This is a genomic window from Microbacterium luticellae, from assembly GCF_050408645.1.
Lineage (GTDB): Bacteria > Actinomycetota > Actinomycetes > Actinomycetales > Microbacteriaceae > Microbacterium.
The window spans coordinates 50290-75782 of sequence record NZ_JBNTKE010000007.1; the positions used below are offsets into that span (position 1 = coordinate 50290).

26 protein-coding genes are annotated in these 25493 nt (G+C 62.1%); 12 read left to right on the plus strand and 14 right to left on the minus strand.

Going from position 1 to position 25493, the window contains the following annotated elements; genetic code table 11:
* Nucleotides 1–286: 286 nt before the first annotated feature.
* The 3 genes from ACQUSW_RS13310 to purM are packed head-to-tail and all read right to left on the minus strand — an operon-like array spanning nucleotide 287 to nucleotide 4282.
* Nucleotides 287–1663 carry an MFS transporter gene (locus ACQUSW_RS13310; RefSeq protein WP_428932799.1) on the minus strand — a complete coding sequence of 459 codons (1377 nt, stop codon included), beginning with the start codon at nucleotides 1661–1663 and terminating at the stop codon, nucleotides 287–289.
* On the minus strand, nucleotides 1660–3141 hold the full coding sequence (gene purF, locus ACQUSW_RS13315; RefSeq protein ID WP_428932800.1) for an amidophosphoribosyltransferase: 1482 nt from the start codon (nucleotides 3139–3141) through the stop codon (nucleotides 1660–1662). The genes ACQUSW_RS13310 and purF overlap by 4 nt, the downstream gene beginning before the upstream one ends.
* Nucleotides 3142–3148: 7 nt before the next feature.
* Nucleotides 3149–4282 carry a phosphoribosylformylglycinamidine cyclo-ligase gene (gene purM / locus ACQUSW_RS13320; protein ID WP_428932801.1) on the minus strand — a complete coding sequence of 378 codons (1134 nt, stop codon included), beginning with the start codon at nucleotides 4280–4282 and terminating at the stop codon, nucleotides 3149–3151.
* Nucleotides 4283–4390: 108 nt separating this feature from the next.
* On the opposite strand from purM, the gene ACQUSW_RS13325 reads away from it, so the two are divergent.
* A complete protein-coding gene (locus tag ACQUSW_RS13325) occupies nucleotides 4391–4987 on the plus strand; it encodes a zinc-binding alcohol dehydrogenase (RefSeq protein ID WP_428932802.1) in 597 nt (198 codons plus the stop codon).
* A gap of 5 nt (nucleotides 4988–4992) precedes the next feature.
* Here ACQUSW_RS13325 and ACQUSW_RS13330 read toward each other — a convergent pair whose 3' ends face one another.
* A complete protein-coding gene (locus tag ACQUSW_RS13330) occupies nucleotides 4993–5325 on the minus strand; it encodes a potassium transporter Trk (protein WP_428932803.1) in 333 nt (110 codons plus the stop codon).
* Between the two features lie 38 nt (nucleotides 5326–5363).
* Nucleotides 5364–5732 carry a sterol carrier family protein gene (locus ACQUSW_RS13335; RefSeq protein ID WP_428932804.1) on the minus strand — a complete coding sequence of 123 codons (369 nt, stop codon included), beginning with the start codon at nucleotides 5730–5732 and terminating at the stop codon, nucleotides 5364–5366.
* Between the two features lie 61 nt (nucleotides 5733–5793).
* Here ACQUSW_RS13335 and ACQUSW_RS13340 point away from each other — a divergent pair, with 61 nt between their 5' ends.
* Both ACQUSW_RS13340 and purD read left to right on the plus strand, forming a co-directional pair.
* Nucleotides 5794–6489, plus strand: coding sequence for an NUDIX hydrolase (locus ACQUSW_RS13340; RefSeq protein ID WP_428932805.1), 696 nt, complete (start codon nucleotides 5794–5796; stop codon nucleotides 6487–6489).
* 49 nt (nucleotides 6490–6538) lie between these two features.
* Nucleotides 6539–7816 carry a phosphoribosylamine--glycine ligase gene (gene purD / locus ACQUSW_RS13345; RefSeq protein ID WP_428932806.1) on the plus strand — a complete coding sequence of 426 codons (1278 nt, stop codon included), beginning with the start codon at nucleotides 6539–6541 and terminating at the stop codon, nucleotides 7814–7816.
* Nucleotides 7817–7856: 40 nt separating this feature from the next.
* Here the strand turns inward: purD and ACQUSW_RS13350 are convergent, their stop codons facing one another.
* Complete coding sequence (locus ACQUSW_RS13350) at nucleotides 7857–9254, minus strand: DHA2 family efflux MFS transporter permease subunit (RefSeq protein WP_428932823.1); 1398 nt, start codon at nucleotides 9252–9254, stop codon at nucleotides 7857–7859.
* A gap of 131 nt (nucleotides 9255–9385) precedes the next feature.
* A complete protein-coding gene (locus ACQUSW_RS13355; RefSeq protein ID WP_428932807.1) occupies nucleotides 9386–10009 on the minus strand; it encodes a PadR family transcriptional regulator in 624 nt (207 codons plus the stop codon).
* A gap of 88 nt (nucleotides 10010–10097) precedes the next feature.
* On the opposite strand from ACQUSW_RS13355, the gene ACQUSW_RS13360 reads away from it, so the two are divergent.
* Nucleotides 10098–11003 carry a phosphoribosylaminoimidazolesuccinocarboxamide synthase gene (locus ACQUSW_RS13360; protein ID WP_428932808.1) on the plus strand — a complete coding sequence of 302 codons (906 nt, stop codon included), beginning with the start codon at nucleotides 10098–10100 and terminating at the stop codon, nucleotides 11001–11003.
* Nucleotides 11004–11174: 171 nt separating this feature from the next.
* Nucleotides 11175–12506, plus strand: a complete 1332-nt coding sequence (locus tag ACQUSW_RS13365; protein WP_428932809.1) for a uracil-xanthine permease family protein — start codon at nucleotides 11175–11177, stop codon at nucleotides 12504–12506.
* Here ACQUSW_RS13365 and ACQUSW_RS13370 read toward each other — a convergent pair.
* Both ACQUSW_RS13370 and ACQUSW_RS13375 read right to left on the minus strand, forming a co-directional pair.
* A complete protein-coding gene (locus ACQUSW_RS13370; RefSeq protein WP_428932824.1) occupies nucleotides 12503–14125 on the minus strand; it encodes a 5-oxoprolinase subunit B/C family protein in 1623 nt (540 codons plus the stop codon). The genes ACQUSW_RS13365 and ACQUSW_RS13370 overlap by 4 nt on opposite strands.
* Nucleotides 14126–14127: 2 nt before the next feature.
* Nucleotides 14128–14910: a LamB/YcsF family protein gene (locus tag ACQUSW_RS13375; RefSeq protein WP_428932810.1), complete on the minus strand. Its 783-nt coding sequence runs from the start codon at nucleotides 14908–14910 to the stop codon at nucleotides 14128–14130.
* 94 nt (nucleotides 14911–15004) lie between these two features.
* Between ACQUSW_RS13375 and ACQUSW_RS13380 the strand changes: the two genes are divergently transcribed.
* From ACQUSW_RS13380 to ACQUSW_RS13410, 7 genes are all read left to right on the plus strand, one after another.
* A complete protein-coding gene (locus ACQUSW_RS13380; RefSeq protein ID WP_428932811.1) occupies nucleotides 15005–15526 on the plus strand; it encodes an adenine phosphoribosyltransferase in 522 nt (173 codons plus the stop codon).
* 80 nt (nucleotides 15527–15606) lie between these two features.
* The gene (gene purS / locus ACQUSW_RS13385) at nucleotides 15607–15855 is read left to right on the plus strand and encodes a phosphoribosylformylglycinamidine synthase subunit PurS (RefSeq protein WP_428932812.1); all 249 of its coding nucleotides are present in this window, start codon (nucleotides 15607–15609) and stop codon (nucleotides 15853–15855) included.
* Nucleotides 15852–16562: a phosphoribosylformylglycinamidine synthase subunit PurQ gene (purQ, locus tag ACQUSW_RS13390; RefSeq protein ID WP_428932813.1), complete on the plus strand. Its 711-nt coding sequence runs from the start codon at nucleotides 15852–15854 to the stop codon at nucleotides 16560–16562. Before purS ends, purQ begins: the two co-directional genes overlap by 4 nt.
* Nucleotides 16563–16571: 9 nt before the next feature.
* Nucleotides 16572–17519: a 2-hydroxyacid dehydrogenase gene (locus ACQUSW_RS13395; protein ID WP_428932814.1), complete on the plus strand. Its 948-nt coding sequence runs from the start codon at nucleotides 16572–16574 to the stop codon at nucleotides 17517–17519.
* 49 nt (nucleotides 17520–17568) lie between these two features.
* The gene (locus ACQUSW_RS13400; RefSeq protein WP_428932815.1) at nucleotides 17569–19230 is read left to right on the plus strand and encodes a glycoside hydrolase family 13 protein; all 1662 of its coding nucleotides are present in this window, start codon (nucleotides 17569–17571) and stop codon (nucleotides 19228–19230) included.
* Nucleotides 19231–19309: 79 nt separating this feature from the next.
* Nucleotides 19310–20341: a LacI family DNA-binding transcriptional regulator gene (locus tag ACQUSW_RS13405; protein WP_428932816.1), complete on the plus strand. Its 1032-nt coding sequence runs from the start codon at nucleotides 19310–19312 to the stop codon at nucleotides 20339–20341.
* A 39-nt stretch (nucleotides 20342–20380) separates the two neighbouring features.
* Complete coding sequence (locus tag ACQUSW_RS13410) at nucleotides 20381–21622, plus strand: amidohydrolase (RefSeq protein ID WP_428932817.1); 1242 nt, start codon at nucleotides 20381–20383, stop codon at nucleotides 21620–21622.
* A 33-nt stretch (nucleotides 21623–21655) separates the two neighbouring features.
* Here ACQUSW_RS13410 and ACQUSW_RS13415 read toward each other — a convergent pair whose 3' ends face one another.
* From ACQUSW_RS13415 to ACQUSW_RS13435, 5 genes are all read right to left on the minus strand, one after another.
* Nucleotides 21656–22438, minus strand: a complete 783-nt coding sequence (locus tag ACQUSW_RS13415) for a hypothetical protein (protein WP_428932818.1) — start codon at nucleotides 22436–22438, stop codon at nucleotides 21656–21658.
* Nucleotides 22435–23091: a hypothetical protein gene (locus ACQUSW_RS13420; RefSeq protein ID WP_428932819.1), complete on the minus strand. Its 657-nt coding sequence runs from the start codon at nucleotides 23089–23091 to the stop codon at nucleotides 22435–22437. Before ACQUSW_RS13420 ends, ACQUSW_RS13415 begins: the two co-directional genes overlap by 4 nt.
* Nucleotides 23088–23705, minus strand: a complete 618-nt coding sequence (locus ACQUSW_RS13425) for a hypothetical protein (protein ID WP_428932820.1) — start codon at nucleotides 23703–23705, stop codon at nucleotides 23088–23090. Before ACQUSW_RS13425 ends, ACQUSW_RS13420 begins: the two co-directional genes overlap by 4 nt.
* Nucleotides 23706–23769: 64 nt before the next feature.
* The gene (locus ACQUSW_RS13430) at nucleotides 23770–24963 is read right to left on the minus strand and encodes a hypothetical protein (RefSeq protein WP_428932821.1); all 1194 of its coding nucleotides are present in this window, start codon (nucleotides 24961–24963) and stop codon (nucleotides 23770–23772) included.
* Between the two features lie 29 nt (nucleotides 24964–24992).
* The gene (locus ACQUSW_RS13435) at nucleotides 24993–25289 is read right to left on the minus strand and encodes a hypothetical protein (protein WP_428932822.1); all 297 of its coding nucleotides are present in this window, start codon (nucleotides 25287–25289) and stop codon (nucleotides 24993–24995) included.
* Nucleotides 25290–25493 lie beyond the last annotated feature (204 nt).

Sequence of the window (25493 nt, forward strand, 5' to 3'; positions counted from 1 at the left end):
CGGCGGCGTGCAGCATCCGGCATGGCCCTGCCGTTCCTTGAGTCGCGCCCGTCACCTCGTGTCCTTATGGTGCTGCGGCACCTCACTTGTCTGACAAATTCTCGCCAGGCACCCCAAAACAGCCGAATCTGTCAGACAATTGCGATTCTGTCGGACAAGTGGAGGCGCATTCCGCAGTGCACGGCGAAAGGGCGGGTTGATCCGTGCCGGAAGGCGGGTTGGTCCGCTGCCGGAAGCCGGAAGGCGGGATGGTCGGATGCCTCGGAGGAAAGGGCGGGGCTGCCGCTCACCACTGCCGCCCGTAGCGGCGGGCCCAGGCTGATTCGATTGTTTCGTTCCGGCTCACGTAGAGTCCGGCGGGGATCACGATGATCAGGAGCGCCGCCATCACAAGCAGCGGTACCGACCAGTGTCCTGTTATTTGGTGGAGCACGCCAAAAAGGATCGGAAAGATTGCGGCGAAGGCGTAGCCGATGCTCTGCACAAATCCGCTGAGGGCTACGGCGCTCTCGTGTGTGCGTGCGCGAATGCTGAGCAGTACGAGGCTGAGGGGAAAGAGTATGGCGGTGAGACCATACATCACTACGGCGAGCCAGGCGATAGATGCCGGTGCGAGCATGATTCCGACGAGGCCGAGCGATCCGACCACAACAGCGGTGAGAAAAAGCACGCGGGGCGCCCACGTGTACCGTACGACCATGCCGGGAACAAGAAACGAGCACGGCAGTGCTACGGCCGCGAACAGCGACAACAAAAACCCGGCCTCAACGGGGGTCGCGCCGGCCGTGTCGGTGAGCACTGTCGGGATCCACGCGAATGCCACATAGGCCATCGACGACGACGTACCAAAAACTAGTGCCAGCGCCCACGCGAGAGGCAGCCGCACGAGCTTGCTCATCGCGCGCGAGTCCGGTGCCACCACGGCAATAGGGCCTGTCGCCGCGGCCATCGCATCGACTCGGTCATCGGTAGCCACGTCATCGGCAGCCGCGTCATCGGCAGCCGCGTCATCAGCAGCCACATCAGCGGCAGCTGCATCGCCGTGCGGTGCTGGCTCACGAGCATCCGGATGCTGCTGCTGACGTCGCAACAGAATGATCCAGGGCATGAGCCCGGCAATCGCAAACACGGCCCACAGAGCGAGCGAGACGCGCCATCCGGCAGTGTCGGCGATGGGTACGGCGACGAGGGGTGGGATGAATGTCGACAGTGCCATCATGACCGAGTAGACGGTCATCATGAGGCCGAGTCGGTCGGGGAAATATTTTTTGACCAGCGGTGGCAGGAGGATGTTGCCGCAGCCGACGCCCGCGAAGATGAGGGCGGTAGCGGCGAGCAGGGTGATGGAGTTGGTGGCAAGGCCACGGCTGAGGAGTCCGAGGGCGACGGCTGCGGTCGCGATGACGGTGAGACGTTCCAACCCGATGCGGCGTTCCAGCCACGGGGTGAGGATTCCGAAGATGGAGAAGCATACGGGTGGTGCTGTGCCGATGAGTCCGACGACCAGTGGCGAGAGGGTAAACTCGCGCCCGATGTGGTCGACGACGGGGGAAAGCGAGGCCACGGCTGATCGCAGCGAGAAGGCGAGCAGTACGATGCCCAGCACCGCCATCGCGCGGCCCGCCCAGGCGGGTGTAGCGGTCGAGGCGGAAGATGGCGTCACGACGTTTGTGTGCCCTCTACCCACGCCAAATATTCGGGTGTGACGGTTCCGGTCACGTAGCGGCCATCGAAGCAGCTGACATCGAGGTCGTCGAGGTCACTGCCTTCCATGATCGCCGCTTTAAGGTCGTCGATCTCTTGGAACACGATATGGTCGCAGCCGAGTTCTTCGGCGATTTCGGGAATCGTGCGATCAAAGGCCACGAGTTCTTGCCGCGTGGGCATATTGATGCCATACACGTGCGGGTAGCGGACGGGCGGTGCGGCCGAGGCGAAGGTGACCGACAGTGCTCCGGCATCGCGGGCCATCTGGATGATCTGCTTGCTGGTGGTGCCGCGCACAATCGAATCGTCGATGAGCAGCACGTTTTTGCCGCGAAATTCGCTCGAGAGCGCGTTCAGTTTTTGGCGCACGCTCTTTTTGCGCACCGCTTGGCCGGGCATGATGAATGTGCGCCCCACGTAGCGGTTTTTGTAGAAACCTTCGCGGTATTCAATGCCGAGCTTGCGGGCTACTTCCATCGCGGCAGGCCGTGATGAGTCGGGAATCGGCATAACGACGTCGATTTTGTCGCGCGGCACATGCTTAGCGATGGTGTCAGCCAGGCGGTCACCCATGCGCAGACGCGATTCGTAGACAGAAATGCCGTTCATAATCGAGTCGGGTCGAGCCAGATAAACATACTCAAATGCGCAGGGAAAGAATTGGGGTTCTTGTGCACACTGCTGCGAGTACATGCGACCGTCGGTGGTAACAAAAATGGCTTCGCCGGGGGCGACGTCGCGCACAAACTCGTAGTCGCCGTTTTCGAGCACGAGTGATTCGCTGGCCACCATCCACTCGTCGTGGGCGGGTGTGCCGTCTTCGGCCGCTGCAGTGGCAGCGCGTCGCCCCAGGATGAGTGGCCGAATACCGTGCGGGTCTCGGAAGGCCAGCAGCCCGTATCCGGCAATAATGGCGACGACCGCATAGGCACCTTCGAGGCGCTTTTGTGTGCGCGTGACGGCTTCAAAGATGCGTTCCGGTTCGAGGTCGACCGGCGACGTGGTGGTCTGCAGTTCGTGGGCGAGCACGTTGAGCAGTAGTTCGGTGTCGCTCGAAGAGTTGAGGTGGCGGCGGTCGCGCCGTGCCATCTCGACGGTGAGTTCTCGCGTGTTGGTGAGGTTACCGTTGTGTACGAGAATGATGCCGTAGGGGGCGTTGACGTAGAACGGCTGCGCTTCTTCTTCGCTCGAGGCGGTGCCTTTTGTGGCGTAGCGCACGTGGCCAAGCCCCGTGTTGCCGAGCAGCGACCGCATGTCGCGCGTGCGAAACGCTTCACGAACCATGCCGTTTGCTTTCGACTGGTGCATAACACCGTTGGGCTCTGCTGTAGCGATACCGGTGGCGTCTTGACCACGATGCTGCAGCAGCAGAAGCGCGTCGTAGATGTCTTGGTTGACTGGGCCGTTGCCGACCATTCCGACGATTCCGCACATAAGGGTGTTAGTTCGCTCCGTTTTTGTATGTGCCTACGAGTCGTACGGCACCGCCGTCGACCCCTTTCGCGCCCTGCTCGAAGTCACCGTCGGGGCGCGCGTCGGTGTGCACGGTGGCTACCTGCCATGTCTCAATGCCGGTGTTGCGGAGGAACTCGGTGATGGCTGCGGCTTCGTCTGCGGCGACGACGGCCAAGAAGCCGATGCCAAGGTTCCAGGTGCCTTCACTGGATTCGAGTGAGTGGCCAGAGATGTCGCTGAGCACACGGAACACCGCATCCGGAGACCAGGTCGAACGATCAACATCGGCCCACGCGCCCTGCGGCAGCACGCGCGCAAGGTTGGCGGCAATACCACCGCCGGTAACGTGACTCAATGCCCTCACGGCACCATCGGCGACAGCGGCAGAGGGCCCAAAACTTTCGAGCAGCGCCAGCAGCGGCGTGGTGTACAAACGTGTGGGGGTCAGTAGCGCCTCGCCCCAGGTTTGCCCGAGATCGGCCGAGTGGTCGGTGTATTCGAGTCCGGCGCCAGCAATAATGTGCCGCACGAGCGAAAAACCGTTGGAGTGCAGGCCACTCGAAGCCAGTGCCAAAACAACGTCACCGTGCTGCACGCGCTCAGCACCGAGCATAAGGTCGGCTTCGACAACGCCGGTGGCCGCACCGGCAACGTCATAGTCGTTGACACCTAAAAGCCCCGGATGCTCGGCAGTTTCGCCGCCCACGAGCGACGTGCCGGTCAGTGAACAGGCTTCGGCGATACCGTGAACGATCTGCGCAATGCGTTCGGGAAAAACTTTGCCGCACGCAATGTAGTCGGTCATGAACAGTGGCTTCGCGCCCACGACAACAATGTCGTCGACGACCATGCCTACGAGGTCGTGGCCGATCGTGTCGTGTTTGTCGAGTGCCTGGGCGATAGCCACTTTGGTGCCCACACCGTCGGTGCTGCCTGCTAGCAGCGGCCGCCGATAGTCGCGCAGGGCGCTGGCATCAAACATGCCGGCAAAACCGCCGACCCCGCCGATCACCTCCGGCCCGTGGGTAGCACGAACAGCGGACTTCATAAGTTCGACAGCGCGATCACCAGCGGCAGTATCGACACCGGCTTCGGCATAGGTGCGAGATGACACCCCCATAGCCTACCTGGGTGACGGGCCGGGTGGCACCGTGTGTACTCAGCAGACGCGCAGCATCCGGGAGCTTGGTAGCAGCACAGGCCGCCGTTCGCCGCCTAGCATGGAGGCATGGCTGCCGCACCACAGTGGATTGTGCGCGAAGACGCGGGTGTCTCCGTGCTGATTTCGCTTGCGCTGCGTCAAAAACTTGGTATTGGCGAGCTGGCTGATCTGCCGCCTCTGCGCGGCTGCCCGGTAACCGAAATAGATGAAGAACCGGATGCTGCGCTTGCCGCCCAGTGGTTGACCTATTGGAACATGACGATTGAGCCGCGAGCACATGTCTCGCATGGTCCGCTCGAACTCGTTGACGGTTTTGACACACTGGTGGCGCTGCCGGTGGAGGGGGCGGAAGAGTTGCGCGCCGCGATTGAACCGCATGCAGAAGAAGTTGTGGCGTTTGCGCAGCACCATCATTCGGTTTATGCGAGTGCCGTAGGTGCGGGCGCTTCGTCGTATCGGGCCTATGCCAGCGCCATCGCAGGTTTTGAGCGCAACACTGCCCGCCGGGCCCTGTCGTTTGAGTTGAACGTGCAGGTGCTGCCCCTCACCCAACGCGGAATCTGGTGGGTGGGGGCGCTCACCGTTGCCGTCACCGACAGTCTGCGGCGCGACGTTGCTGCTTTTGATGACGCTATTCGCCCGATCATCGCCGAACTGGCGTAATTAATTCAGGTGTCTTCTTCGACGGGACGCACTCGTTCACGGTCGACACGAACAACGCGTGCCGAATGACGCGTTGCCCGTTCCATCAGCAGCCCCACCAGGCCACCCAGTGCGATGCCGACAGGGACCGTCCACAGCAGAGCGAAGCCAAACACCTGCGACGGCGGATACACCACGTCAAGAACAGGAGACGGCGCATAATCGCCCAGCAGGGTAATGACACCCGCCGCGATCAGACCAACCACCGCACCAATACCCATGAGCACCCCGTATCGCGGCACGCGGCGCACACGCGCAGTGGCGGTCTCATCACGGCGATCGATACGAGGGGTGCTCATGCACTCATTCTCCCACGATTCATCTTTGAACGCGCTGGCTACGGGCGCAGCGGCAGCAGCGGCGCAAGATCGGCACGGCTACCAGAAGCCGACACCGCACCCTGGCCCACAGCAGCCGGCCACAATAAATCGCCGACGGCCAACGCCACCCACACCTCGGCACTCATCTCAACAACATTGGGTGGGGTACCGCGCGTGTGCCGAGGTCCCTGCACCACCTGCACCGCACCGAACGGTGGTACGCGCACCTCAACACTGTTGCCCGGAGCTTTCTCGTGCAGCAGCTGCAAAAGGTACCGCACAGCCATCGCCTGCTCCGACCGCCCCGGATGCTGCCCACCCTCGCGCCCTCGTCGCACAGCCGCCACTGCCGCCCGGCCTTCGTCTACCGCGATTTTTCGTGCCATGCCACCACAGTAGAGGGCGCTCGCCGCCGCATCACAGCAAACCGAATAAGCTCGAAGAACCATGACTGCATCTGGCGGCGCGGGCCGCGACACGACGCTCGGCGCACGCCACGACCTTATTGTCGCGGCGCAGTCGCGGGCGTGGGCGGGTCCGTTTCCGCCATTGGCTAACCCGGATGCTGCTCACGACGCCGCTGTTCTTATTCTGTTCGGCGCTCTCGACAACATTCCTGCCCCGGGTGAGAAACCGGCCGTCGCACGCGACCTCGATGTTCTGTTGCAGCGGCGTGCGCCCAGTCTGTCTTCGCATCCCGGGCAGGTGTCGTTTCCGGGAGGGCGCCGCGACCCGGGCGACACGGATCTCATCGCGACGGCGCTGCGTGAGGCAGAAGAAGAGACCGGGCTCGACCCCGACGGAGTTGAAATACTCTCAACGCTGCCAGCTCTGCCCCTTGCGGCAAGCAACCATTTAGTCACGCCCGTGCTCGGTTGGTGGGCTGCTCCCTCGCGGGTTGTCGCCGTCGACCATGCCGAAACAGTCGAGGTGTTTCGCACACCGGTTGCACAACTGCTGGACCCTACAAACCGATTCACGTCTGTACTCCACCGCGACGATTTCGTTTTTCGTGGCCCCGCCTTCGACGTCGACGGCACGATCGTGTGGGGTTTTACCGCGATGGTGCTCGACGGTATTTTCACTGCTGCGGGATGGACCACACCCTGGGATGCCGGCAGAGAGCGCAGCATCCGGGCATAAAACCTAACCCCACTACGCATGCGCCACTATCGATCGATAGGCTGAGAGTGTGAAGATTCTCGTTCTCGGTTCCGGTGCCCGTGAGCACGCGATCATTCTCCGCCTGCGGTCTGAACAGACCGACCACGAGATCTATGCCGCCCCCGGTAACGCAGGCATAGCCAACGATGCAACGCTCGTCGACATCGACGCGCTCGACGCGGCAGCTGTCGAACGTTTCGCGAACGACACAGGCATCGACCTGGTCATTATTGGGCCCGAAGCGCCCCTCGTTGCCGGTGTTGCCGATGTGTTGCGCGAACGCGGTATTCCCGTGTTTGGTCCTGGTCGTGCGGCAGCGCAGCTCGAGGGCTCCAAAGCGTTCGCCAAACGCATCATGGACGAAGCTGGGGTTCCCACCGGGCAGGCGATCCACGCGTCAACACTGGCCGAAGTAGAAACAGCGCTTGACAAGCTCGGTGCGCCCTACGTGGTCAAAGCCGATGGCCTCGCGGCAGGAAAAGGCGTCATCGTCACGAACGACCGCGATGCTGCCGTCGACCATGCACGCAGCTATCTGCCCGCCGGGCCCGTGCTGATCGAAGAATTTCTTTCGGGCGAAGAAGTCTCACTCTTCTTCTTGTCTGACGGCGATACCGTGCGCGCACTCAGCCCCGCGCAAGACTTCAAACGCGCCCACAACAACGACGAAGGCCCCAACACCGGTGGAATGGGAGCCTACTCGCCACTGCCCTGGCTCGCCGACCAGTTTGGCAGCGTGCAAGCGTTCGTCGACGAAGTCACCGAAACCGTCGCCGTACCTGTTATTCGCCAGCTCGACAGCGAAGGAACACCGTTTATCGGCCTCCTCTACGCGGGCCTCATCATCACCGAAAAAGGCATCCGCGTTATCGAGTTCAACGCCCGTTTCGGCGACCCCGAAACACAGGTCGTACTACCGCGTCTGCGCGAAGACCTCTCGCAACTGCTGCTTGCCGCAGCATCCGGTCACCTCGAAGACCACGAACAACCCACCTTTACCGACGACGCCGTCATCACCGTCGTACTCGCCAGCGAAGGCTACCCCGAAGCACCACAAACAGGGCGGCACCTTGACGGACTCGACCATGCCGCCGAAGTAGAGGGAGCCTGGCTCGTACATGCCGCAACAGGGGGCCCGGATGCACCGGGTGGCGCGCTCGTTGCTACCGGCGGCCGCGTACTCAACGTTGTTGCACAGGGCACCGACTTCGCTACTGCCCGCGAGCGCGCATACACGGCACTCGAACGCATCACGCTCGACGGTGGCCACTACCGCACCGATATCGCCGCCCGGGTCTCCTCCTAAGGGGTCGCTGCACGCTAAGGGGTCGCTGCCCGCGCGCTCGTTAGTCGTGCGTTTCGGCGTGGCCGATAAACAGCGATGCGATGAGGGCGATCACGAGTATTCCGGCCGGTAGGTACATGGTTTGTGCCATGGCAGTCGAGAAGCCATCGGCGACGAATGCGGGGAGGGTTCCTCCGCCAAGACCAGAAGGTGATTTGTCGAGTCCGGGCAGGTTGGCTTCTAACCGGCCCTGCATGAAAGCGGCAATGGCCGACGAACCGATGACTGAGCCGATCGTGCGTGTGGTGTTGTAGATTCCTGCGCCAGCACCGGCCTGGTGCGGGGGCAAGCGGCGGGTGGCGGTGGTCGCCAGAGGCCCCCACATGCCGGCGTTGCCGATGCCGAGGAGGGCTGAGGGCAAGAGGAACAGCCATATTTCGGCGTCCATGTTCATGAGCGAGGCGTTCCAGAAAATGCCTCCGATCACGCAGAGCAGGCCGGGTACGAGCACGAACCGCGGATCAATGCGGTCAATGAGGGCTCCGGCAAAAGGTGCAAGTACTCCCGAGATAACAGCCATGGGCACCATGAGCAATGCTGCCTCGGTGGGTGTGAGTCCGCGCGCCATCTGTAAGAAGAACATGAATGGTAGCGACATGCCGGTGACAGTGAAACCGACCGCGGCGATGGCCGTATTAGCGCCCGAGAAGTTGCTGTCGCGAAACAGACTGAGGGGAACGAGTGCCTCGCTGCGGGTGAACGCCTGCTGCACGATGAAAACCACCAGCAACACGGCACCGACGATGATCAGCAGCCACACTGAGATCGGCCCCACAATGGTGCCCCAGCTATAGGTTTGGCCTTCTTGCAGACCAAACACGATAAGAAACAGCGCGGTCGCGCTGAGCACAACGCCGAGAATATCGAAGCGATGCGGACGATTTTCTAGCCGCGGCACGAACACCATGGCCATGATGAAGGCCACAACCCCAACCGGAACGTTGACGAAGAAGATCCACTCCCAGCCGAGCGAATCAACCAGCAATCCGCCCAGCAGCGGCCCGACGAGTGTGGCGACACCGGCTGTGGCACCCCAGAGGCCCATGGCAGCGCCACGACGGTTGGCGGGGAACGTACGAGTAATAACCGCCATCGTCTGCGGCGTCATACAGGCGGCACCGAGGCCCTGCACGGCACGGGCCGCCACGAGTCCTTCGAGGGTTGTGGAGAGCCCGCACCACAGTGAGGCACCGGTAAAAATGGCGAGCCCAATGAGGTAAATCGTTTTGGGTCCGAACCGGTCACCCAGGCGGCCGGTGATCAGCAGCGGAACGGCGTAGGCGAGCAGGTATGCGCTGGTGACCCAGACGATGCGGTCAAGGTTGTTCGAAGCGGGGTCGAGCGCTGCCTTGAGAGCCGGATTGGCGACCGACACGATTGTGGTGTCGACCAAAATCATAAAGAACCCGATAACGAGTGCCCACAACGCTGGCCACGGATTGCGCGGACGACCGTCGCTATACGGATTATCGGGTTCGATGGTGCGCACGGGGCCGCTAGCGGGAATGCCCGAGAGAGAAGAAGTATCGGTCATGCTTGAGCCGCCTTTCGCGCTGCGGCCGCAGTGGCGGCGTGTGCGGGGGTTATTTCTTCACGACCCCAACCACATTGAGGGTCGTCGAGCTGGTGCAAAAAGTGGGTGCTCCAGTGCAGTTCGGCTTCGAGCAGCATCCGGTGTCGCACCTGTTCAACAATGAACTGTTCGGCGACGTTTCTGCTGCGGGCCTCCTGAAGTGATTCTCGGATGCTGGTCAGCTCGCCTTCGAGTGCGTTTTGGCGCTGCACAATGAGTGCACGCACCTCGTGGCGTTCAAGGTTGTGGGCTTCGGCGAGCGCGACGCGAAATTCGGCGCGGCGATCGGTGCGGCACAGGCGTTGCCGCACCCATTCGTTGAGGGTTTCGGGACCGGTTGCTGTGAGGGTGTAGGTGGTGCGTTCGGGGCGGTTGCCGTCGCGGTCGACGCCGACTTCGGCGATGAGCCCCTGGCGCTGCAGTCGTGCGACCGTGTGATAAAACGTGCCGTTGGTGATGCGTACGATGCGGTCGTCGCGGCGCAGGCGCAGCAGACGCATCATTTCGTACGGATGCATATCGCCTTCGCGCAGAAGGGCGAGGACCATGACGCTGAGCGGTGTAAGCGTTGCATCCGGCATATATATCCCATTCCGATTAGTCCACTTGGACTATAGCACCGCCGGTGGCGCGCTCAGCAGTGTCGGTAGTCCGCGCAATAATGGCCAGGTGACTTCTCTCGGCAATGACACCCCTTCTCTTTCTGGCTGGAAGCATTCGTACTCGGGCAAGGTGCGCGACCTCTACGTGCCGGTTGACTCCGACGACGACCGCATGCTTGTGGTCGCCAGCGACCGTGTGAGCGCCTTCGACTATGTGCTCTCACCCGGCATTCCCGGTAAGGGCGCACTGCTAACGACTCTGAGCCGGTGGTGGTTTGACCAGCTGTCACAGGCTCCGGATGCTATTGCCAACCATCTTGCCGAGGGTGAGGCGCCCGCACCCGTCGCCGACCGCGCCATGGTGGTGCGTTCTCTCACCATGCTGCCGGTCGAATGCGTGGTGCGCGGATATTTGACGGGCTCCGGCTGGGCGGAATATCAGGAGTCGGGAACCGTATGCTCTCTTCCGCTCCCCGAAGGGCTCACCGATGGCGACCGCCTGCCCGAGCCCATTTTCACACCCGCGTATAAAGCACCCCTGGGTGAGCACGACGAGAACATCACGTTCGCGCAGATGCAAGAACTCGTCGGCGCCGAACGCGCCGCACAGTTGCGTGACCTGTCGCTACAGATTTATTCTCGCGCCGCCGCGATCGCCGAACAGCGCGGGCTCATTCTTGCCGACACAAAGTTCGAATTCGGTGTTGACAACGATGGCGTGCTGCGCCTGGCCGACGAGGTTCTTACCAGCGATTCCTCGCGCTACTGGGACGCCGAAGCATGGCGTACCGGCACCACACCCAGCGAACGCATGGCCAGCTTCGATAAGCAGATTGTGCGCGACTGGCTCGCCGCACACTGGAACAAAGAGGGCACACCGCCAGAGCTTCCCACCGAAATTGTCGAGCGCACCGTCGCCCGCTATCGCGAACTGATCGAGCGCCTCACCGGCTCTGTCTACGCCCCGCGCTGACGCAGCAACCGTGGCGCGGCTGAGTTTTGACGCAAGAAAACTTTGAGCTTGCGTGATGCGCGAGCCGCTCATTCCATCTGAACCGCCGGGTCGCTAGTGTTTGTGCAGGCGCGGGCGCCTTTGTACAGCATCCGGAGCCGTTTCCCCTCGATGTGATTTTCAAGGAGCCCCATGCCTGCGTGGAAAGTTCATGGTGACGGCCGCAGCGTCGCACCGGATGCAGTTGTTCGCCCCGATGAGCGGCTGAACTGGCCGGCGACCATAGCGATCGGCGTGCAACACGTCATCGCGATGTTCGGCGCAACCTTTCTGGTGCCGATTCTCACCGGTTTTCCGGTATCGACCACGCTGCTGTTCAGTGGTGTGGGCACCCTGCTGTTTTTGCTGGTAACCCGTAATCGTCTGCCCAGCTATCTCGGTTCTTCTTTTGCTTTTATCGCCCCCGTCACTGCGGCCACCGCCACCTCGCACATGGGATCGGCGCTCGCTGGCATTGTTGCGGTGGGTGTGCTGCTGGCCATCATTGGCGTGGTGGTGCACATTGCAGGAGTCGGTTGGGTCGACCGTTTTTTGCCGCCCGTGCTGGCCGGTACGATTGTTGCGCTCATCGGGTTTAACCTCGCAGGAGCAGCACACGGCAATTTTGCGCAGGCACCCATCACGGCCGCGTTCACACTGTCGGTAACGATTCTGTTTGCCGTGGTTTTTCGTGGTTTTCTCGGCCGCATCTCGATCTTCCTTGGAGTTGCCGCCGGATACATTTTTGCGGCATTCCGAGGCGAACTCGACTTTAGTGATGTCGGCGAGGCCGCCTGGGTGGGGCTGCCCACCCTGCACATGCCCGACTTTGTCTCGCCCGGTACGTGGACCGCGATGGCCATGTTCTTGCCGGTCGTGCTCGTGCTGATTGCCGAAAACGTCGGACACGTGCGCGGTGTAGCCACCATGATCGAAGACCCCTCTATCAACGAACAGACCGGCAAGGCTCTCATTGCCGACGGTATCTCGACGTCACTGGCCGGTTTCTTCGGCGGCTCGGGTACCACGACATACGGCGAAAACATTGGTGTCATGGCCTCGACCCGCGTCTATTCCACTGCCGCGTATTGGGTGGCGGGTATTACAGCCGTGCTGCTGAGCATGTCACCCAAGTTTGGCGAGATCATCAACTCGGTGCCCGCGGGTGTGCTCGGTGGAGTGACAACGGCTCTCTACGGCCTCATCGGTGTGATCGGTATCAAAATTTGGGTCGATAACCGTGTCGACTTCTCGCGGCCGGTCAACCAGTACACGGCAGCGGTCGCGCTCATTATTGCCGTGGGCGGTTTCATGATTAAGAACGACGAGACCGGGTTTGAACTGGGTGGCATTGTGATCGCCACTCTCGCCGCGATCGTCATTTATCACGGCGGCAATCTCATCGCCCGCCTGCGCAAAACGGGTGCCGACGACCCGAAACCGCTCGAACCCGTGGGCGCACCCGGCGGTGACCCCGAAGACTAATCGCGCGACTCGTCTGCTCCGGCCAGCATGAACCGGATGCTGGCGCCCGGCGCGAGTTGTGCTGCTGCATCGAGCGTGTCGCTCGTTACCGTGGCGATAACCGGGTACCCGCCGGTAAGCGGATGGTCGGCAAGAAAGATGACGGGCTGGCCGTCGGCCGGAACCTGAATGGAACCGCGCACGACGGCCTCGCTCGGCAGCTCGTCCGTCTGCTGACGCACCAGTGATTCTGTGCCCGCCAACCGGAGTCCCACCCGGTTCGACTGCGGTGTCACCTGCCAGGTTTGAGTGGTGAGCCGCACGAGAGATTCGGGTGTAAACCAGTCGTCGCGCGGGCCGCGCGTGATCGTGAGCGTCGCGACGCCCCGCGTATGAACGCCCTGTGTCGCGGCATCCTGTGTCGCGGCATCCGGTATCGCACTGTCTAGTAGCGGCGGTGCTGGCTCGACAGCATGCGGGGCGCTGTACATGGGTCCCACCGGAATACTGTCGCCGGCTCGCAAGGGCGCGGGCCCCAGCCCCGAGAGCGTGTCGGTCGAACGGCTGCCGAGCACGGGTGGCACGGTAATGCCGCCACGCACGGCGATCACGTAGCGCAGCCCCTGCGCCGGGGTGTCGAAGCGGATTTCGTCGCCCGCAAAGGTGGCCGCGGGAATAAGTGGTGCGACCACCCGTTCGTGCCCCTGCGCCGACACAATGGTTACCGTGCCGTGAGCCCCAGCGAACGCCATAACGCCCGACGCCTGACAGCGCACCACGGTCGGGCCCATCGCTTCGAGCACAGCGGCCGTAGGGGCGTTCCCCACTGCCCTGTTGGCGGCCCGCATGGCTCCGCGGTCGGCGACACCCGAGGGGGCGACTCCCCACGCTGCGTAGCCGGGGCGTCCTTCGTCTTGCACGAGCAGCTGCAGCGCCTGCACTACATGCAGGTAGTCGGCATGCACATGGTCGGCCGCAGGGGTGGGAGCTGGGGGCGCGGCATCCGGTAGCTGTTTCGGGTGTGTCTGCCGCGCGGGCGCCTCGAGAAACCGCACGCGTGTGCCGGGTGTGAGCAGCGCCGGCGGGTTGTGGTCGAGGTTCCACAGTTCTGCGTCGGTGCGCCCGATCAGCTGCCAGCCGCCGGGGCTCTGCTGCGGATAGATGCCGGTGAATGGTCCTGCCAGACCCACTGACCCGGCGGGCACGCGCACCCGCGGCGTGCTCTTGCGTGGCACGTGAAAGAGCGGATCATCACATGTCATATACGCAAAACCCGGCATGAATCCGGCAAAAGCTACGCGCCACTGTGCCTGCTGGTGCCGACGCACCAGTTCGCTACTGCTCACGCCCAGATGCTCGGCAGTTTCAGCAAGGTCGGCGCCGTCATAAGTGACCGGTATGTTTACCGCCGCAGTGGGGGTAGTGGCATCCGGATGCAGCTGTGCCATCCGCGCCCGCTGCGCTACAGCCGCGCCAGTAGTCACCGCCGGGTCGTACACGACCAACACCGTCGCCGCACCCAATACTGTTTCTGTCACGCCGCGGATAGCGGCGAGCGCGCCCCGCAATGCCAGCGGTGTTTCTTCGGGCGCGGCCTCGACCAGGAATGCGTGGTCGGACGCAGTGATGACGCGGCGCATAGTCAACCGCCGCCACCGGGCGCGTGTGTGGCGAAGGGTGCGATGGTAACCCCGGCACTTTCGAGCCCCTGGCGTACAAGAGTCGCGATTGTTACGGCGTCGGCCGTGTCGCCGTGCACGCACACCGATGCCGCGGGCACGCGAAGGGGCGCGCCGCTGAGGCTGGTGAGCACGCCGTCTTCGGCGAACTGCAGCATGCGCTGCACGATACGCACCGGGTCGTGAATGACCGCGCCGGGTTCGCTGCGTGGCACCAGTTGTCCGTTGGGCGTGTAGGCGCGGTCGGCAAAAACTTCGCCCACGGCAGTGAGCCCTGCCGCTTCGATCCAGTGCAGTAACGGGCTTGCGGCAAGCCCCAGAATCGGCAGGTTCCGGTTCGTTGCCCGCACCGCAGCGATGACTGCTTTCGCCTGCTGTTCATTGTGCGCGATCGTGTTGTACAGCGCGCCGTGCGGTTTCACGTAGCGCACCACGGCATCCTCCGCCCGCGCTAGCGTCTGCAGCGCAGCCAACTGGTTTTCAATCTGTGCCTGCAGAATTGCCGGTGCCACGTCGCGGGCAATGCGACCAAAGTTGGCATAGTCGTCGTAGCTCGGGTGCGCACCAATCGCTACCCCGGCGGCAACCGCAGCCGAAAGAGTCGCCCGAATACCGTCGGGAGTACCCGCGTGCGCACCACAAGAAACATTCGCGCTCGACACCACACGCAGCATCGCCGCATCGTCGCTCACAATTCGCTCGGGCGAATTCTCGCCCAGATCAGCATTCAGATCAATCACACGCATGCGACACCTCCGCTCACCGTGGTCTCTTTCACGTTACATCCGGATGCTGACGCCACACCCCTCTTCTCGGGGCTGTGCCCGATAGTCTGTTGCGGTGACTTCTACCGCCCTACACCGCGCGTCTGCACTCATTCGTGAGGTTCCTGATTACCCGCATCCGGGAATCTTGTTTCGCGATATCACGCCCCTACTGGCCGACGCTGAAGCGCTACGGGTGACGGTTGAGGCGCTCATCGAGCCGTTTGCTGGCACGTTCGATGTGGTTGCCGGTGTCGAAGCGCGCGGATTCATTCTTGCCGGAGCCGCAGCCATTGTGGCCGATGCCGGGCTCGTGCCGATTCGTAAAGCCGGCAAGCTGCCACGCCCCGCAGCTGCTGTTGACTATGCCCTTGAGTACGGCACGGCCACGGTCGAAATGCACGATGACCTTGCTGCCGGGGCACGAGTGCTGCTTATTGATGATGTGTTGGCTACGGGTGGCACGCTCGCTGCAGGACGCGAACTCATCACCCGTATGGGGTATGAGCTTTCTGGCATCGCGGTGCTCTTCGAAATTGATGGCCTCGGCGGCCGCGATGTGATCGGCGACGTGCACACGGTTTTTCGCTCGTCATAGCCAACCCCGCAGAGCAGAGCATGACGTCGGGCGCACGGTAGACTACTAGCGCCCCTCATCCGCGTCTTTCGGAGCCTGCTATGCCCACTATCGTCGTTGACGTTATGCCCAAAGCCGAACTTCTTGACCCGCAGGGGAAGGCCGTTTCGGGCGCCTTCGCCCGGATGGGTGTGGAGTCGTTCACAGATGTTCGTATCGGAAAGCGTTTTGAGCTGACCGTTGATGGCGAAGTGACCGACGAGATTCTTGCTGAGGCTCGCCGCATTGCCGATGAAGTGCTGTCGAACTCGGTTATTGAAGACGTCGTGGCAATCGAGGTTGTCGAATGACCGCACGTATCGGCGTCATCACCTTTCCTGGTTCGCTCGACGACCGCGACGCGCAGCGTGCTGTGCGTATCGCCGGCGCCGAACCTGTAGCGCTCTGGCACGGCTCCCACGACCTTGAAGGCGTGGACGCTCTCGTACTGCCGGGCGGCTTCAGCTATGGCGATTACCTGCGTTCGGGTGCGATCGCCGCGCTGTCGCCGATCATGGCCGAAGTGAAAGACGCTGCAGCGGCGGGCATGCCGATCCTCGGAATCTGTAACGGTTTTCAGATGCTCGTCGAAGCACACCTGCTGCCGGGCGGCCTGATTCGCAACGACCACCAGCATTTTGTGCGCCGCGATCAGAAACTCACGGTCGAAAACACGTCGACAGCGTGGACCAACCGTTTTACGCAGGGGCAAGAGATCATCATTCCGTTGAAGAACGGTGAGGGCGGCTACATTGCCGACGAAGAAACCCTCGATCGCCTGGAGGGCGAAGGTCTTGTCGCTTTCCGGTACTCGGGCGTTAACCCGAACGGTTCACTGCGCAACATTGCTGGTCTCACCAACGCGCGCGGCAACGTTGTGGGGCTCATGCCGCACCCCGAGCACGCCACCGAACCAGGCTTCGGCCCCGACACTGCCGCGGCAATGCGCTCGGGCGTTGACGGACTCACTTTCTTCGAAAGCGCTATTGCTGCTGTGGCCGAGGTGGTTGCTAGCTAAGCTCATAGCATGAGCACATCGCTGGTGATTTCTGTTCCCACTGAGCGCCTCGCACAGGGCCTCGACAACCTGCCGCCCGGTGTGGAACTTGTGCAGTGGGACCTCACAACGCCGGCACCCCGCGAACACATCGACATCGTCGTACAGCCTTATATGGGCGCGCCCGCAGCGCTCGACGCGCTACAGGGCGTTTCGATGAAGCTGGTACAAGGCCAGTCGATCGGTTACGACGGTGTCGACCGCCACCTGCCCTCGGGTGTGCCCTATGCCAACGCTTCTGGTGTGCACGAGGCCTCGACAGCCGAGCTGACCATGGCGTTGATCTTGGCCGCGCAACGTGGCTTTCCGCATTTTGTTGCGGCGCAGCGCGACGGCCAATGGTCGCCAATATTTACCCCCAGCCTCGCCGACCGCAGAGTGCTGCTGGTTGGTTTTGGTGGCGTGGGCAAGGCCATTGCGGCACGGTTGGCACCGTTCGAAGTAGAACTGTCGGCGGTTGCGCGCACAGCACGCACCGAATCGGTGCCCGGCTACGGCGACATCACGGTGCACGCCATGGATGACCTCTCGCGTGTTGTCGCCGACGCCGAAATCGTCGTCACGTCACTGCCCGGCACTCCCGAAACGCAGCACATTTTTAACGCTGAAATGTTCGCGCGCTTTGCCGACGACACCCTATTCGTCAACGTTGGCCGCGGTGCTCTGGTCGATAACGCGGCGCTCATTGCCGAGCTTCAGGCCGGACGCCTGCGTGCAGCCAGCGACGTGTTCGAGCAAGAACCCGTCCCTGCGGGCGACCCACTCTGGTCGGCACCCAACCTGCTCATCTCACCTCACGTCGGCGGCGTCACCACGGCTATGGAGCCACGCATTCTGCGTCTTATTCGCAGCCAGATCGACCGGATGCTTGCCGACCAAGAACCACTCAACGTCGTTATCTCGGCCAACGAGCGATAATTCGCCACCAACACTTCCCTTGTGTAAGCGTTTACAGTAGCGTGGACGCATGGCACAGCTTGAGCAATTTGCCGCGCCCGGCACACAGTGGTGGCGCAGCGCAGTTATCTACCAAATTTATCCGCGCTCGTTCGCCGACGCATCCGGCGACGGCATCGGCGACCTTGCCGGCATCACAGGCCGACTCGACGACCTCAAAGAACTGGGCGTCGACGCTATCTGGCTGAGTCCGTTTATGACCAGTCCGCAAAAAGATGCCGGATACGACGTAGCCGACTACCGCGACGTCGACCCACTCTTTGGCACGCTCGCCGACTTCGACGCCATGCTCGAGCAGGCGCATGCCCGCGGCATCCGGGTCATTGTCGACCTCGTGCCGAACCACTCTTCTGACCAGCACGCATGGTTCCAAGAAGCGCTCAAGGCAGCACCCGGTAGTCCCGAACGCGCCCGCTATATTTTCCGCGACGGTCGTGGCGAAAACGGCGAACTACCCCCCAACAACTGGGAGAGCGTTTTTGGCGGCGGCATGTGGGAGCGCGTCACTGAAGCCGATGGCACTCCCGGGCAGTGGTACCTGCACATTTTCGACCCCACCCAGCCCGATTTTGACTGGACCAACGAAGAAGTGCGCGAAGAATTCCGCTCGATTTTGCGGTTCTGGCTCGATCGCGGAGTTGACGGCTTCCGCGTCGATGTCGCCCACGGCATGATCAAAGCCGACGGTCTTCCCGACTACTCCCCCGGCGACGGCGCCGACTCCATGGGCGGCGACCAGACCGAAGTGCCCTACTGGGGCCAAGATGGCGTGCACGACATTTACCGCGACTGGAACCGTGTGCTCGCCGAATACGACGGCGACCGTGCCCTATGCGGCGAAGCATGGCTGCCCACCCTCGAGCGCACGGCACTGTGGGTACGGCCCGACGAAATGCACCAGACGTTTAACTTTCCGTACCTCACCACCGAGTGGGATGCCGCAGCGCTGCGCGCCGTCATTCGCGACTCACTCGACGCTTTCGGTGCCGTAGGAGCCCCCAGCACCTGGGTGCTCTCGAACCACGACGTTGTGCGACACGCATCACGCCTGGCCCTTACCGCCGAGAACCCACAGGGCGAGGGCATCGGCCCGAATTCGCCCGGCAAGCCTGACCCCGTCATTGGCCTTTCACGCGGCCGTGCAGCAACAACGATCATGCTGGCCCTGCCCGGCTCGGCGTACCTGTACCAGGGAGAAGAGCTGGGTCTGCCTGAAGCCATGGAGATTCCCGACGAATTTCGGCAAGATCCCACCTGGTTCCGCACCGACGGTAAGCGTTACGGACGCGACGGATGCCGCGTGCCCATCCCCTGGCAGGCCGACGCACCCGCATACGGTTTCAACGACACGGGCGCCTCGTGGCTTCCCCAGCCCGAAGAATGGGCAGAGTTTGCACGCGACGTCGAAGAGAACGACCCCACCTCAACGCTGGCCCTGTACAAGCAGCTCTTGCGCGAACGCCGCGAACGCCAGCTTGGCCTCGGCTCTCTCGTCTGGCACGACCGCGGCGACGACACCGTCGCATTCCGCCGCGGCGATCTGCACGTGCTCGCTAACCTCAGCGACGCACCGATCGATATCGACCCGCAGGCACGTATCGTGATCGCCAGCGAACCGTTCGAAGGCTCACAGCTGCCGGTCGATACCGCCATCTGGTACACGCTCAACTAACCTCGGCACCACAACGCTCCGGATGCTCCGCACATGCCCCGTGCGGAGCATCCGGAGCTCGCCCACTAACGTAGAGACGATGGTCAGTATCGATGATGTTGCACGCCGCGCCGGTGTATCAACGGCGACGGTGTCGCGAGCGCTCAGCGGCCGAGGCCCCGTTTCAGCCGCCTCTCGTGAGCGCGTGCTGCTCGCTGCCGACGAACTCGGCTACGTGGTGTCATCCCGGGCATCAAGCCTGGCATCGGGCCGCACAGGCAGCGTTGGCCTCATCGTGCCGTACCTTGATCGCTGGTTTTTCTCGACCGTGCTCGCTGGCGCTTCCTATACGCTCATGCAGCACGGGTTCGACGTAACGCTGTACAGCATCACCGACAACGCCGACGAACGCCGCAATGTTTTCACCCATGCTCTTCGGCGCCAACGGGTTGACGGGCTCATTGTCGTTTCTCTCGAACTCGCGGCCACAGAAACAGCCGCCTTGCGCGCCCTAGGCATGCCTGTGGTTGCGATGGGCGGCAAGCATCCGCAGTTGGAGTCGCTGACGGTTGACCAGGCGGGCCTTGCCGCGGTGGCTACGCAACACCTCATCGATATCGGCCACCGCCACATCGGCCATATTGGGGCCGGTGCCGAGTTCGACACCGACTTTCAGATCCCGTCGCAACGTCGCGCTGCCGTAGAAGAAACAGTAGCTGCGTGCACGGGCGCTCATGTTGTGCACGAGCCCGGCGATTTCACGGTTGATGGTGGCCGGGCCGCCACCCATCGGCTGCTCGAGACACAGTCGCCGGAGGCCCCGCGTATCACCGGGATCGTGGCGGACTCCGACGAAATGGCTATCGGAGCCCTTCTTGCCGCGAATGACCGCGGATTACACGTGCCCACCGATCTTTCGGTTATCGGCATCGACGGCCACCCGCTCGGCGAAGTCTTTGGGCTCACCACGGTCGACCAGTTCGCCCGCCAGCAGGGAATGCAGGCCGCCCAACACGTGCTCGACCGCCTCGACCCTGCCGCCGCACTCCCCCCACACTGCCACGAACGCATACCCGAGCTGCTGCCCACCACCCTCGTTGTGCGCCAATCAACCACAGCACCCAGGCAATAAATACCCCGGATGCTGGCACCCGAGCGTTAGGCTCAGCGCATGGCCATCGACCTCGAAGCGCTCTATATCGACCTGCATCGGCACCCCGAGCTGTCTTTTCACGAGACCCGCACGGCAGCGATCGTTGCGCAGCATTTGCGCGAACTCGGTTTCGAGGTGCTCGAAGAGGTGGGGCGCACAGGCGTTGTGGGCGTGCTGCGGCGACCAGCATCCGGCGCCTCTCATGGCCCGGTCGTATGGCTGCGTGCCGATATGGACGCCTTACCCGTGCAAGAACAAACCGGGCTGCCCTATGCGTCGACGGCGGTCGGCATCAACCCCGAGGGCATCACCGTGCCCGTTATGCACGCCTGCGGCCACGACATGCATGTAACAGCACTCATTGGTGCCGCCGAGCAGCTTGCCCGCGACGATGCCGACTGGCGCGGCACGATCGTGCTCATCTTTCAGCCCGCAGAAGAACTGGGCGCCGGAGCACGGGCCATGCTCGATGACGGCCTGCTCGAGCGTGTACCACGGCCCGATATTGTGCTCGGGCAACACGTCACGCCACTACCGGTGGGCACGATCGGCGTGCGTGCGGGAACACAAATGTCGGCCTGCGACGGCATCACGGTCACCATGTACGGTCGCGGAGGCCATGGCTCACGGCCACACTCCACCATCGATCCGGTAGTTATGGCCGCATCGACCATCATGCGGCTGCAAACCGTTGTGTCGCGAGAGATTGATCCTCGCGATGTCGCGGTCGTGACCGTGGGCGCCGTGCGCGCCGGACTCAAGCACAACATCATCCCCACCGAAGCGCGGCTCGAACTCAGCCTGCGCTACCCCGACGAAGCAACACGCGAAAAAGTGATCAGCGCCGTGCACCGCATAGTGCGCGCCGAAGCACTGGCATCCGGAGCCGAACGCGACCCCGACTTCGAAACCGACCATATGCTGCCCGCCACCATCAACGATGCGGCCGCCACGGCACGGGTCTCCACCGCTCTCAACCGCGCCCTAGGGGAAGGCACCGTCATCGACCACGGCATGCATACGGGTAGCGAAGACGTATCGTGGTTTGCCCGCGACGCCGGAGTACCGTTGGTGTTCTGGTTTTGGGGCGGAGTCGATGCCGAACAGTTCCGCCAGGCCTACGAAGCGGGCACATTCGATAGCGATATTCCTACGAATCATTCACCGTTTTTCGCGCCCGTCATCCAGCCCACCATCGACATCGGCGTACGCGCACTCGTCGCCGCCGCGCACGAGTTTCTCGACACCGACCGCGCGTAGTAGCCCCCGGCACCCGCAGTGATACGGCACCCGCTACTGTGGTTGCCGTTCCCAGGCCGACGGCGGATAAAAGTTGGAACACGCCTCGGGCGCCATCACCAGGGCGAGATGGCCAAGTCCTGTCGCAATAGCCCGCTCGGCGGTATCAGCATCAATGCGGCCGCGCTCGTGCAGCATCCGGATCGCCACATTACGCCGCTGCACAATACGCTCAGCAACCTCCGGGGCAATCTCTGCCACCGACAGCGTCAGATTATCGAGCGGATTACGCGGACCATCCTGCCCACCCGGCCGCCGAAACAGCTGCCAGACGTGCACAAGCGCATCGACCACACTCGGCAACAGCCACAGCAACTGCCCCGGATGCTGGTGCTCGCCCATCAACCCGACAACGACCACAACAACCGCGGGCACAATATGCACGATGGCGATCTTGCGCACCACCGAAGCCGCAATGCTGCGCGGGCGGCGATACAGGCTCCACTCGCCCTGCAGCGTCACAATAAGGCTGATGAGAACCAAAATCCCCGCCAAAGCGAAAGGCAAATGATCACCAAAGGCCTGCGCGCGCCCCATCGCAAAAGCAGCCACAGCAGGAGCCGTCAACGACACCACATACGACAGCGTGCGCAGGCAGCTCGCCCCCGTCGGACGCCCACCCCATTCCGTCGACCACGCCTCTTTCGGACCCAGCTGCGCGAGCGTAAACTGCGTGTTTTCGGCCTCATCCAGCGACCGCAGCTCTAAACGCCACCAGTGCACCGCCGACCACTCTTCGCTCTCATCAATCAGCGGTTCCAGCGGTCGCGGGGTCACGGCTGCCACTCCTCCATACGGTGCGTCAACCGCTCCACAAGCTCTTGCACCGTTTTTGTTCCGGATGCCGCAGTAAAACCATCAATCGTGGTCGTCACCAACAGCTCATGCGCTGGTTCCTGAAGAAAAGCCAGAGTGTACGGGTTCACCGGCCCTAAAAACGCTGCTACCGAACCATTCTCGCCCGGAAAAAACCAGCGCCGAAAACCAGCATCCTTTGCTGCACCCTCGCCCTCACCGTCACCCTCACCCGGCTGAATCGACGTCGTGCTCACGCCCGCGCCCAACCCCTCACTGTCGACAAGGTGAGGGTTGGGATACACACGCGAACGAGCAGGCGCAAGAAAATCATTCACAACAGGGTCGGCAACAGCATCCGGGGTATACAAAATATTCAACTGACCAGCAAAACCCTGCTCCGGGTCAAGAACAACCGCCACACTGCGACCATCACGGGCACGCTCCACAGCGCCGGCCAGCACACCATCCAGGTGCTCAACCAGATGCGGATGCACGGTGCGCTTGGTGTCTGCCCAGCGGGCAAGAAAATCGGATGCCGCCTGCTCACGCCAGTCATCCTGTTGCTGCTGCGTGCTCAAACCATCGGGAACCGGAATCACGCGGTCCTCATCAAAACGAAAGCGAATACTCACGCGCTCTGCTCCCACTCCATCGTCGCAATATGCGCATCAAAAAGCGCCACCCACTGCGCCAGGCGCGGGTCATCAGCAGCAACCGTATCGGGGTGCGGCACGGTCACCACCCACTGCACTGCTTTTTTGCGGTAGGTGCGCGGAACAGGAATAAGGTAGTTGATCGTCGTCGAAACAACCGACTCATCACCAATAGTTACCGGATGCCGCTCGACCCAGCGCACAATCCGATAATCATCACCCAGCGGTTGCGCGTCAAAATTGTCGATAGCGTGTCGCACCAGCGCGTCGAGCGACACTTCGTCATCGCCCGTACGCAACACACCCACCAGGCTGGCGGCGCCCAGCGCCCACGTCGGTGACGCTTCGCCAGCAAACGCGTAAGCAATCGCATTACGCTCCCGCAAACCAGCCATCATCTCGGCCACCTGCGAAGAAAGCTGCGCAAAAAGATCAGGCCGATGAGCACGAGCAAGCTTTTCGCCCGCACGACGAACAAGCTGCTGTTCGTCTTCTTTGCTCACACTGTGCTGTTCCCACCCGGGTGGCAGTAGCATCCGGAACTTACCCGACGCCGGGGCCTGCCCTAACAGTTCTGCTCGCAGACTACTCATGTCGTCGTGCCTCGTGCTCTCAAAAATATGCGCGGTGGTGATGCCAACGACACGTTACCGGCTTCTACGAGAAGAGGCGGTGGTTCCAGTCGAAAAAGTCGCCGATAGCGCGGCCCTTATTACCTGAACCCCAGTCGACAAGGTCGCCAATGAGTTGACCCTGTCCACCCCAGATCGTCACCAAAGTATCGATTGCAGCCCACCCGTGGCGGCCATTACTACCCACCCGGGCCCAGTCGCTCGCACCCCTGCCGGTAAACAAATCGGCCGAGAACTCTGCCAGCCCCTCAGCAAACGACATTCCCTTAAATGCGTTCAGCCCACCGGCCCACTCTCCGACCGAACCGGCACCCTTCCCGGTCCAGCGGGCCCAGTCATCAGCGAAAGTCATGCCTTTACCAACACCCGAGGCGCCGCTGAAGATCTTGGAGAACGGAATAACGCCAACGATTGCCCACGCTAAATCACCGCCGTCAGCATCACCGTAATACATTTGTGCAATCGTTGTGAGAAGGCTCAGCACGGCAACGATCGTGCCCAGAGCCGCAATGATCGGGCCACCGATAACGAGCGCGAGCACCGCTAAAATAATGCCGGCGACGGCAAGAAAACTCGCGAAGGTTTCAAGAAACCCGCGAATGTTATCGCTGGTCGAATCGCGAATAGCATCCGAAGTTTCTTCACGAATACCCTGCGCTGCATCATTGAATGCGCCATACCAGGTGTCCCACGCAGAGTCGTACTCCGCGGCCTCGGTGTCCCACGCCTGCCGGGCACGCAAGGCATCGTTTTCTGCGTCTTCACGCCTGTTAGCCAGGTCGTCTTCTGCTTGCTTGCGCAGGTCAGGGTCGTTGGCGTCTTCTCCCGTGGGATAGTTCGGGGTGCTGTATCCGTAAGCATCAGCGACTTGTTGCGCTTCACAGTACAGCCGCCAAAGGTTCCGCAGGCTCTCCACCAGTCCATCAATGAGGGGCTGTGAGGTTTCAAGCTGCTCACCATAGGCAAGCATGTGGGGGCCCACCGCGTGATAGAGGTCGGCGGCGCGGCCCAGCTCAGCATGAACATCGCGCGCGTGTTCGCGAAGCTTATCGATCGCTTCGCCTTCCATCTCGGCACCGTTCGAGACAAGGTTGGCGAGCAACTCCGAAGAGCTCGACATTTTTGTGGCGAGATCAATAATCTGCTCGCCGCGCGCAATCACCTCAGATGGGGTTCCATCAAGGTTGTCAATGTAGTGGCCACGGGGAGAGTTGGGCATCGAATAATACGTCATAACTCGTGACTCTCTTAGCTGTCGCTCTCGGTCATGCTGCCGGCTTCTTCATCAAACTCTTGGAAACCCTGAATGATGCTTTCGACATAGTCGCGCACGGTTTCACAGTTGCCCATGAGTCTTTTGCGGCGGTCATCCCACCGTCCTTCAAAGTCATCGGCAGCATCGCGCAGAGCCGACTCACCATACGGCGTTTTGATAGCGCCCATGAGGTCTTTTCTGCGTGCACCGGCATGGTCAAATTCGTCGATGATGCTTTCAAGTTCAGCTTTCAGCGGCTCGAGTTCGCTGTATTTGATCTTGACGCCCATAGATGATCCTTCTCTTCCCCAACAGATGCATGACAGGTGCGCTGGCCTTCACGACCAGCGCACCCGAAATATGCCGATTAACCGCCGGCGAGCTGCTGATCCAGATCCTGAATCGCACGCATCATGCCCAGAAGAGCCTCAGACATGTCATTAATACCATCCACAGCATTCTTCAAACCGCTCGTGAGCTCGCCATAACCCTCA

Excerpts from the sequence above, each read along its gene's own strand:
- purF (WP_428932800.1), bottom strand. The coding sequence starts at position 3,141 with ATGTGCGGAATCGTCGGAATGGTCGGCAACGGCCCAGTCAACCAAGAC.
- purM (WP_428932801.1), bottom strand. The coding sequence starts at position 4,282 with ATGGGGGTGTCATCTCGCACCTATGCCGAAGCCGGTGTCGATACTGCC.
- ACQUSW_RS13325 (WP_428932802.1), top strand. The coding sequence starts at position 4,391 with ATGGCTGCCGCACCACAGTGGATTGTGCGCGAAGACGCGGGTGTCTCC.
- ACQUSW_RS13330 (WP_428932803.1), bottom strand. The coding sequence starts at position 5,325 with ATGAGCACCCCTCGTATCGATCGCCGTGATGAGACCGCCACTGCGCGT.
- ACQUSW_RS13335 (WP_428932804.1), bottom strand. The coding sequence starts at position 5,732 with ATGGCACGAAAAATCGCGGTAGACGAAGGCCGGGCGGCAGTGGCGGCT.
- ACQUSW_RS13340 (WP_428932805.1), top strand. The coding sequence starts at position 5,794 with ATGACTGCATCTGGCGGCGCGGGCCGCGACACGACGCTCGGCGCACGC.
- ACQUSW_RS13350 (WP_428932823.1), bottom strand. The coding sequence starts at position 9,254 with ATGATTTTGGTCGACACCACAATCGTGTCGGTCGCCAATCCGGCTCTC.
- ACQUSW_RS13355 (WP_428932807.1), bottom strand. The coding sequence starts at position 10,009 with ATGCCGGATGCAACGCTTACACCGCTCAGCGTCATGGTCCTCGCCCTT.
- ACQUSW_RS13365 (WP_428932809.1), top strand. The coding sequence starts at position 11,175 with ATGCCTGCGTGGAAAGTTCATGGTGACGGCCGCAGCGTCGCACCGGAT.
- ACQUSW_RS13370 (WP_428932824.1), bottom strand. The coding sequence starts at position 14,125 with ATGCGCCGCGTCATCACTGCGTCCGACCACGCATTCCTGGTCGAGGCC.
- ACQUSW_RS13375 (WP_428932810.1), bottom strand. The coding sequence starts at position 14,910 with ATGCGTGTGATTGATCTGAATGCTGATCTGGGCGAGAATTCGCCCGAG.
- purS (WP_428932812.1), top strand. The coding sequence starts at position 15,607 with ATGCCCACTATCGTCGTTGACGTTATGCCCAAAGCCGAACTTCTTGAC.
- purQ (WP_428932813.1), top strand. The coding sequence starts at position 15,852 with ATGACCGCACGTATCGGCGTCATCACCTTTCCTGGTTCGCTCGACGAC.
- ACQUSW_RS13395 (WP_428932814.1), top strand. The coding sequence starts at position 16,572 with ATGAGCACATCGCTGGTGATTTCTGTTCCCACTGAGCGCCTCGCACAG.
- ACQUSW_RS13400 (WP_428932815.1), top strand. The coding sequence starts at position 17,569 with ATGGCACAGCTTGAGCAATTTGCCGCGCCCGGCACACAGTGGTGGCGC.
- ACQUSW_RS13405 (WP_428932816.1), top strand. The coding sequence starts at position 19,310 with ATGGTCAGTATCGATGATGTTGCACGCCGCGCCGGTGTATCAACGGCG.
- ACQUSW_RS13410 (WP_428932817.1), top strand. The coding sequence starts at position 20,381 with ATGGCCATCGACCTCGAAGCGCTCTATATCGACCTGCATCGGCACCCC.
- ACQUSW_RS13425 (WP_428932820.1), bottom strand. The coding sequence starts at position 23,705 with ATGAGTAGTCTGCGAGCAGAACTGTTAGGGCAGGCCCCGGCGTCGGGT.
- ACQUSW_RS13430 (WP_428932821.1), bottom strand. The coding sequence starts at position 24,963 with ATGCCCAACTCTCCCCGTGGCCACTACATTGACAACCTTGATGGAACC.
- ACQUSW_RS13435 (WP_428932822.1), bottom strand. The coding sequence starts at position 25,289 with ATGGGCGTCAAGATCAAATACAGCGAACTCGAGCCGCTGAAAGCTGAA.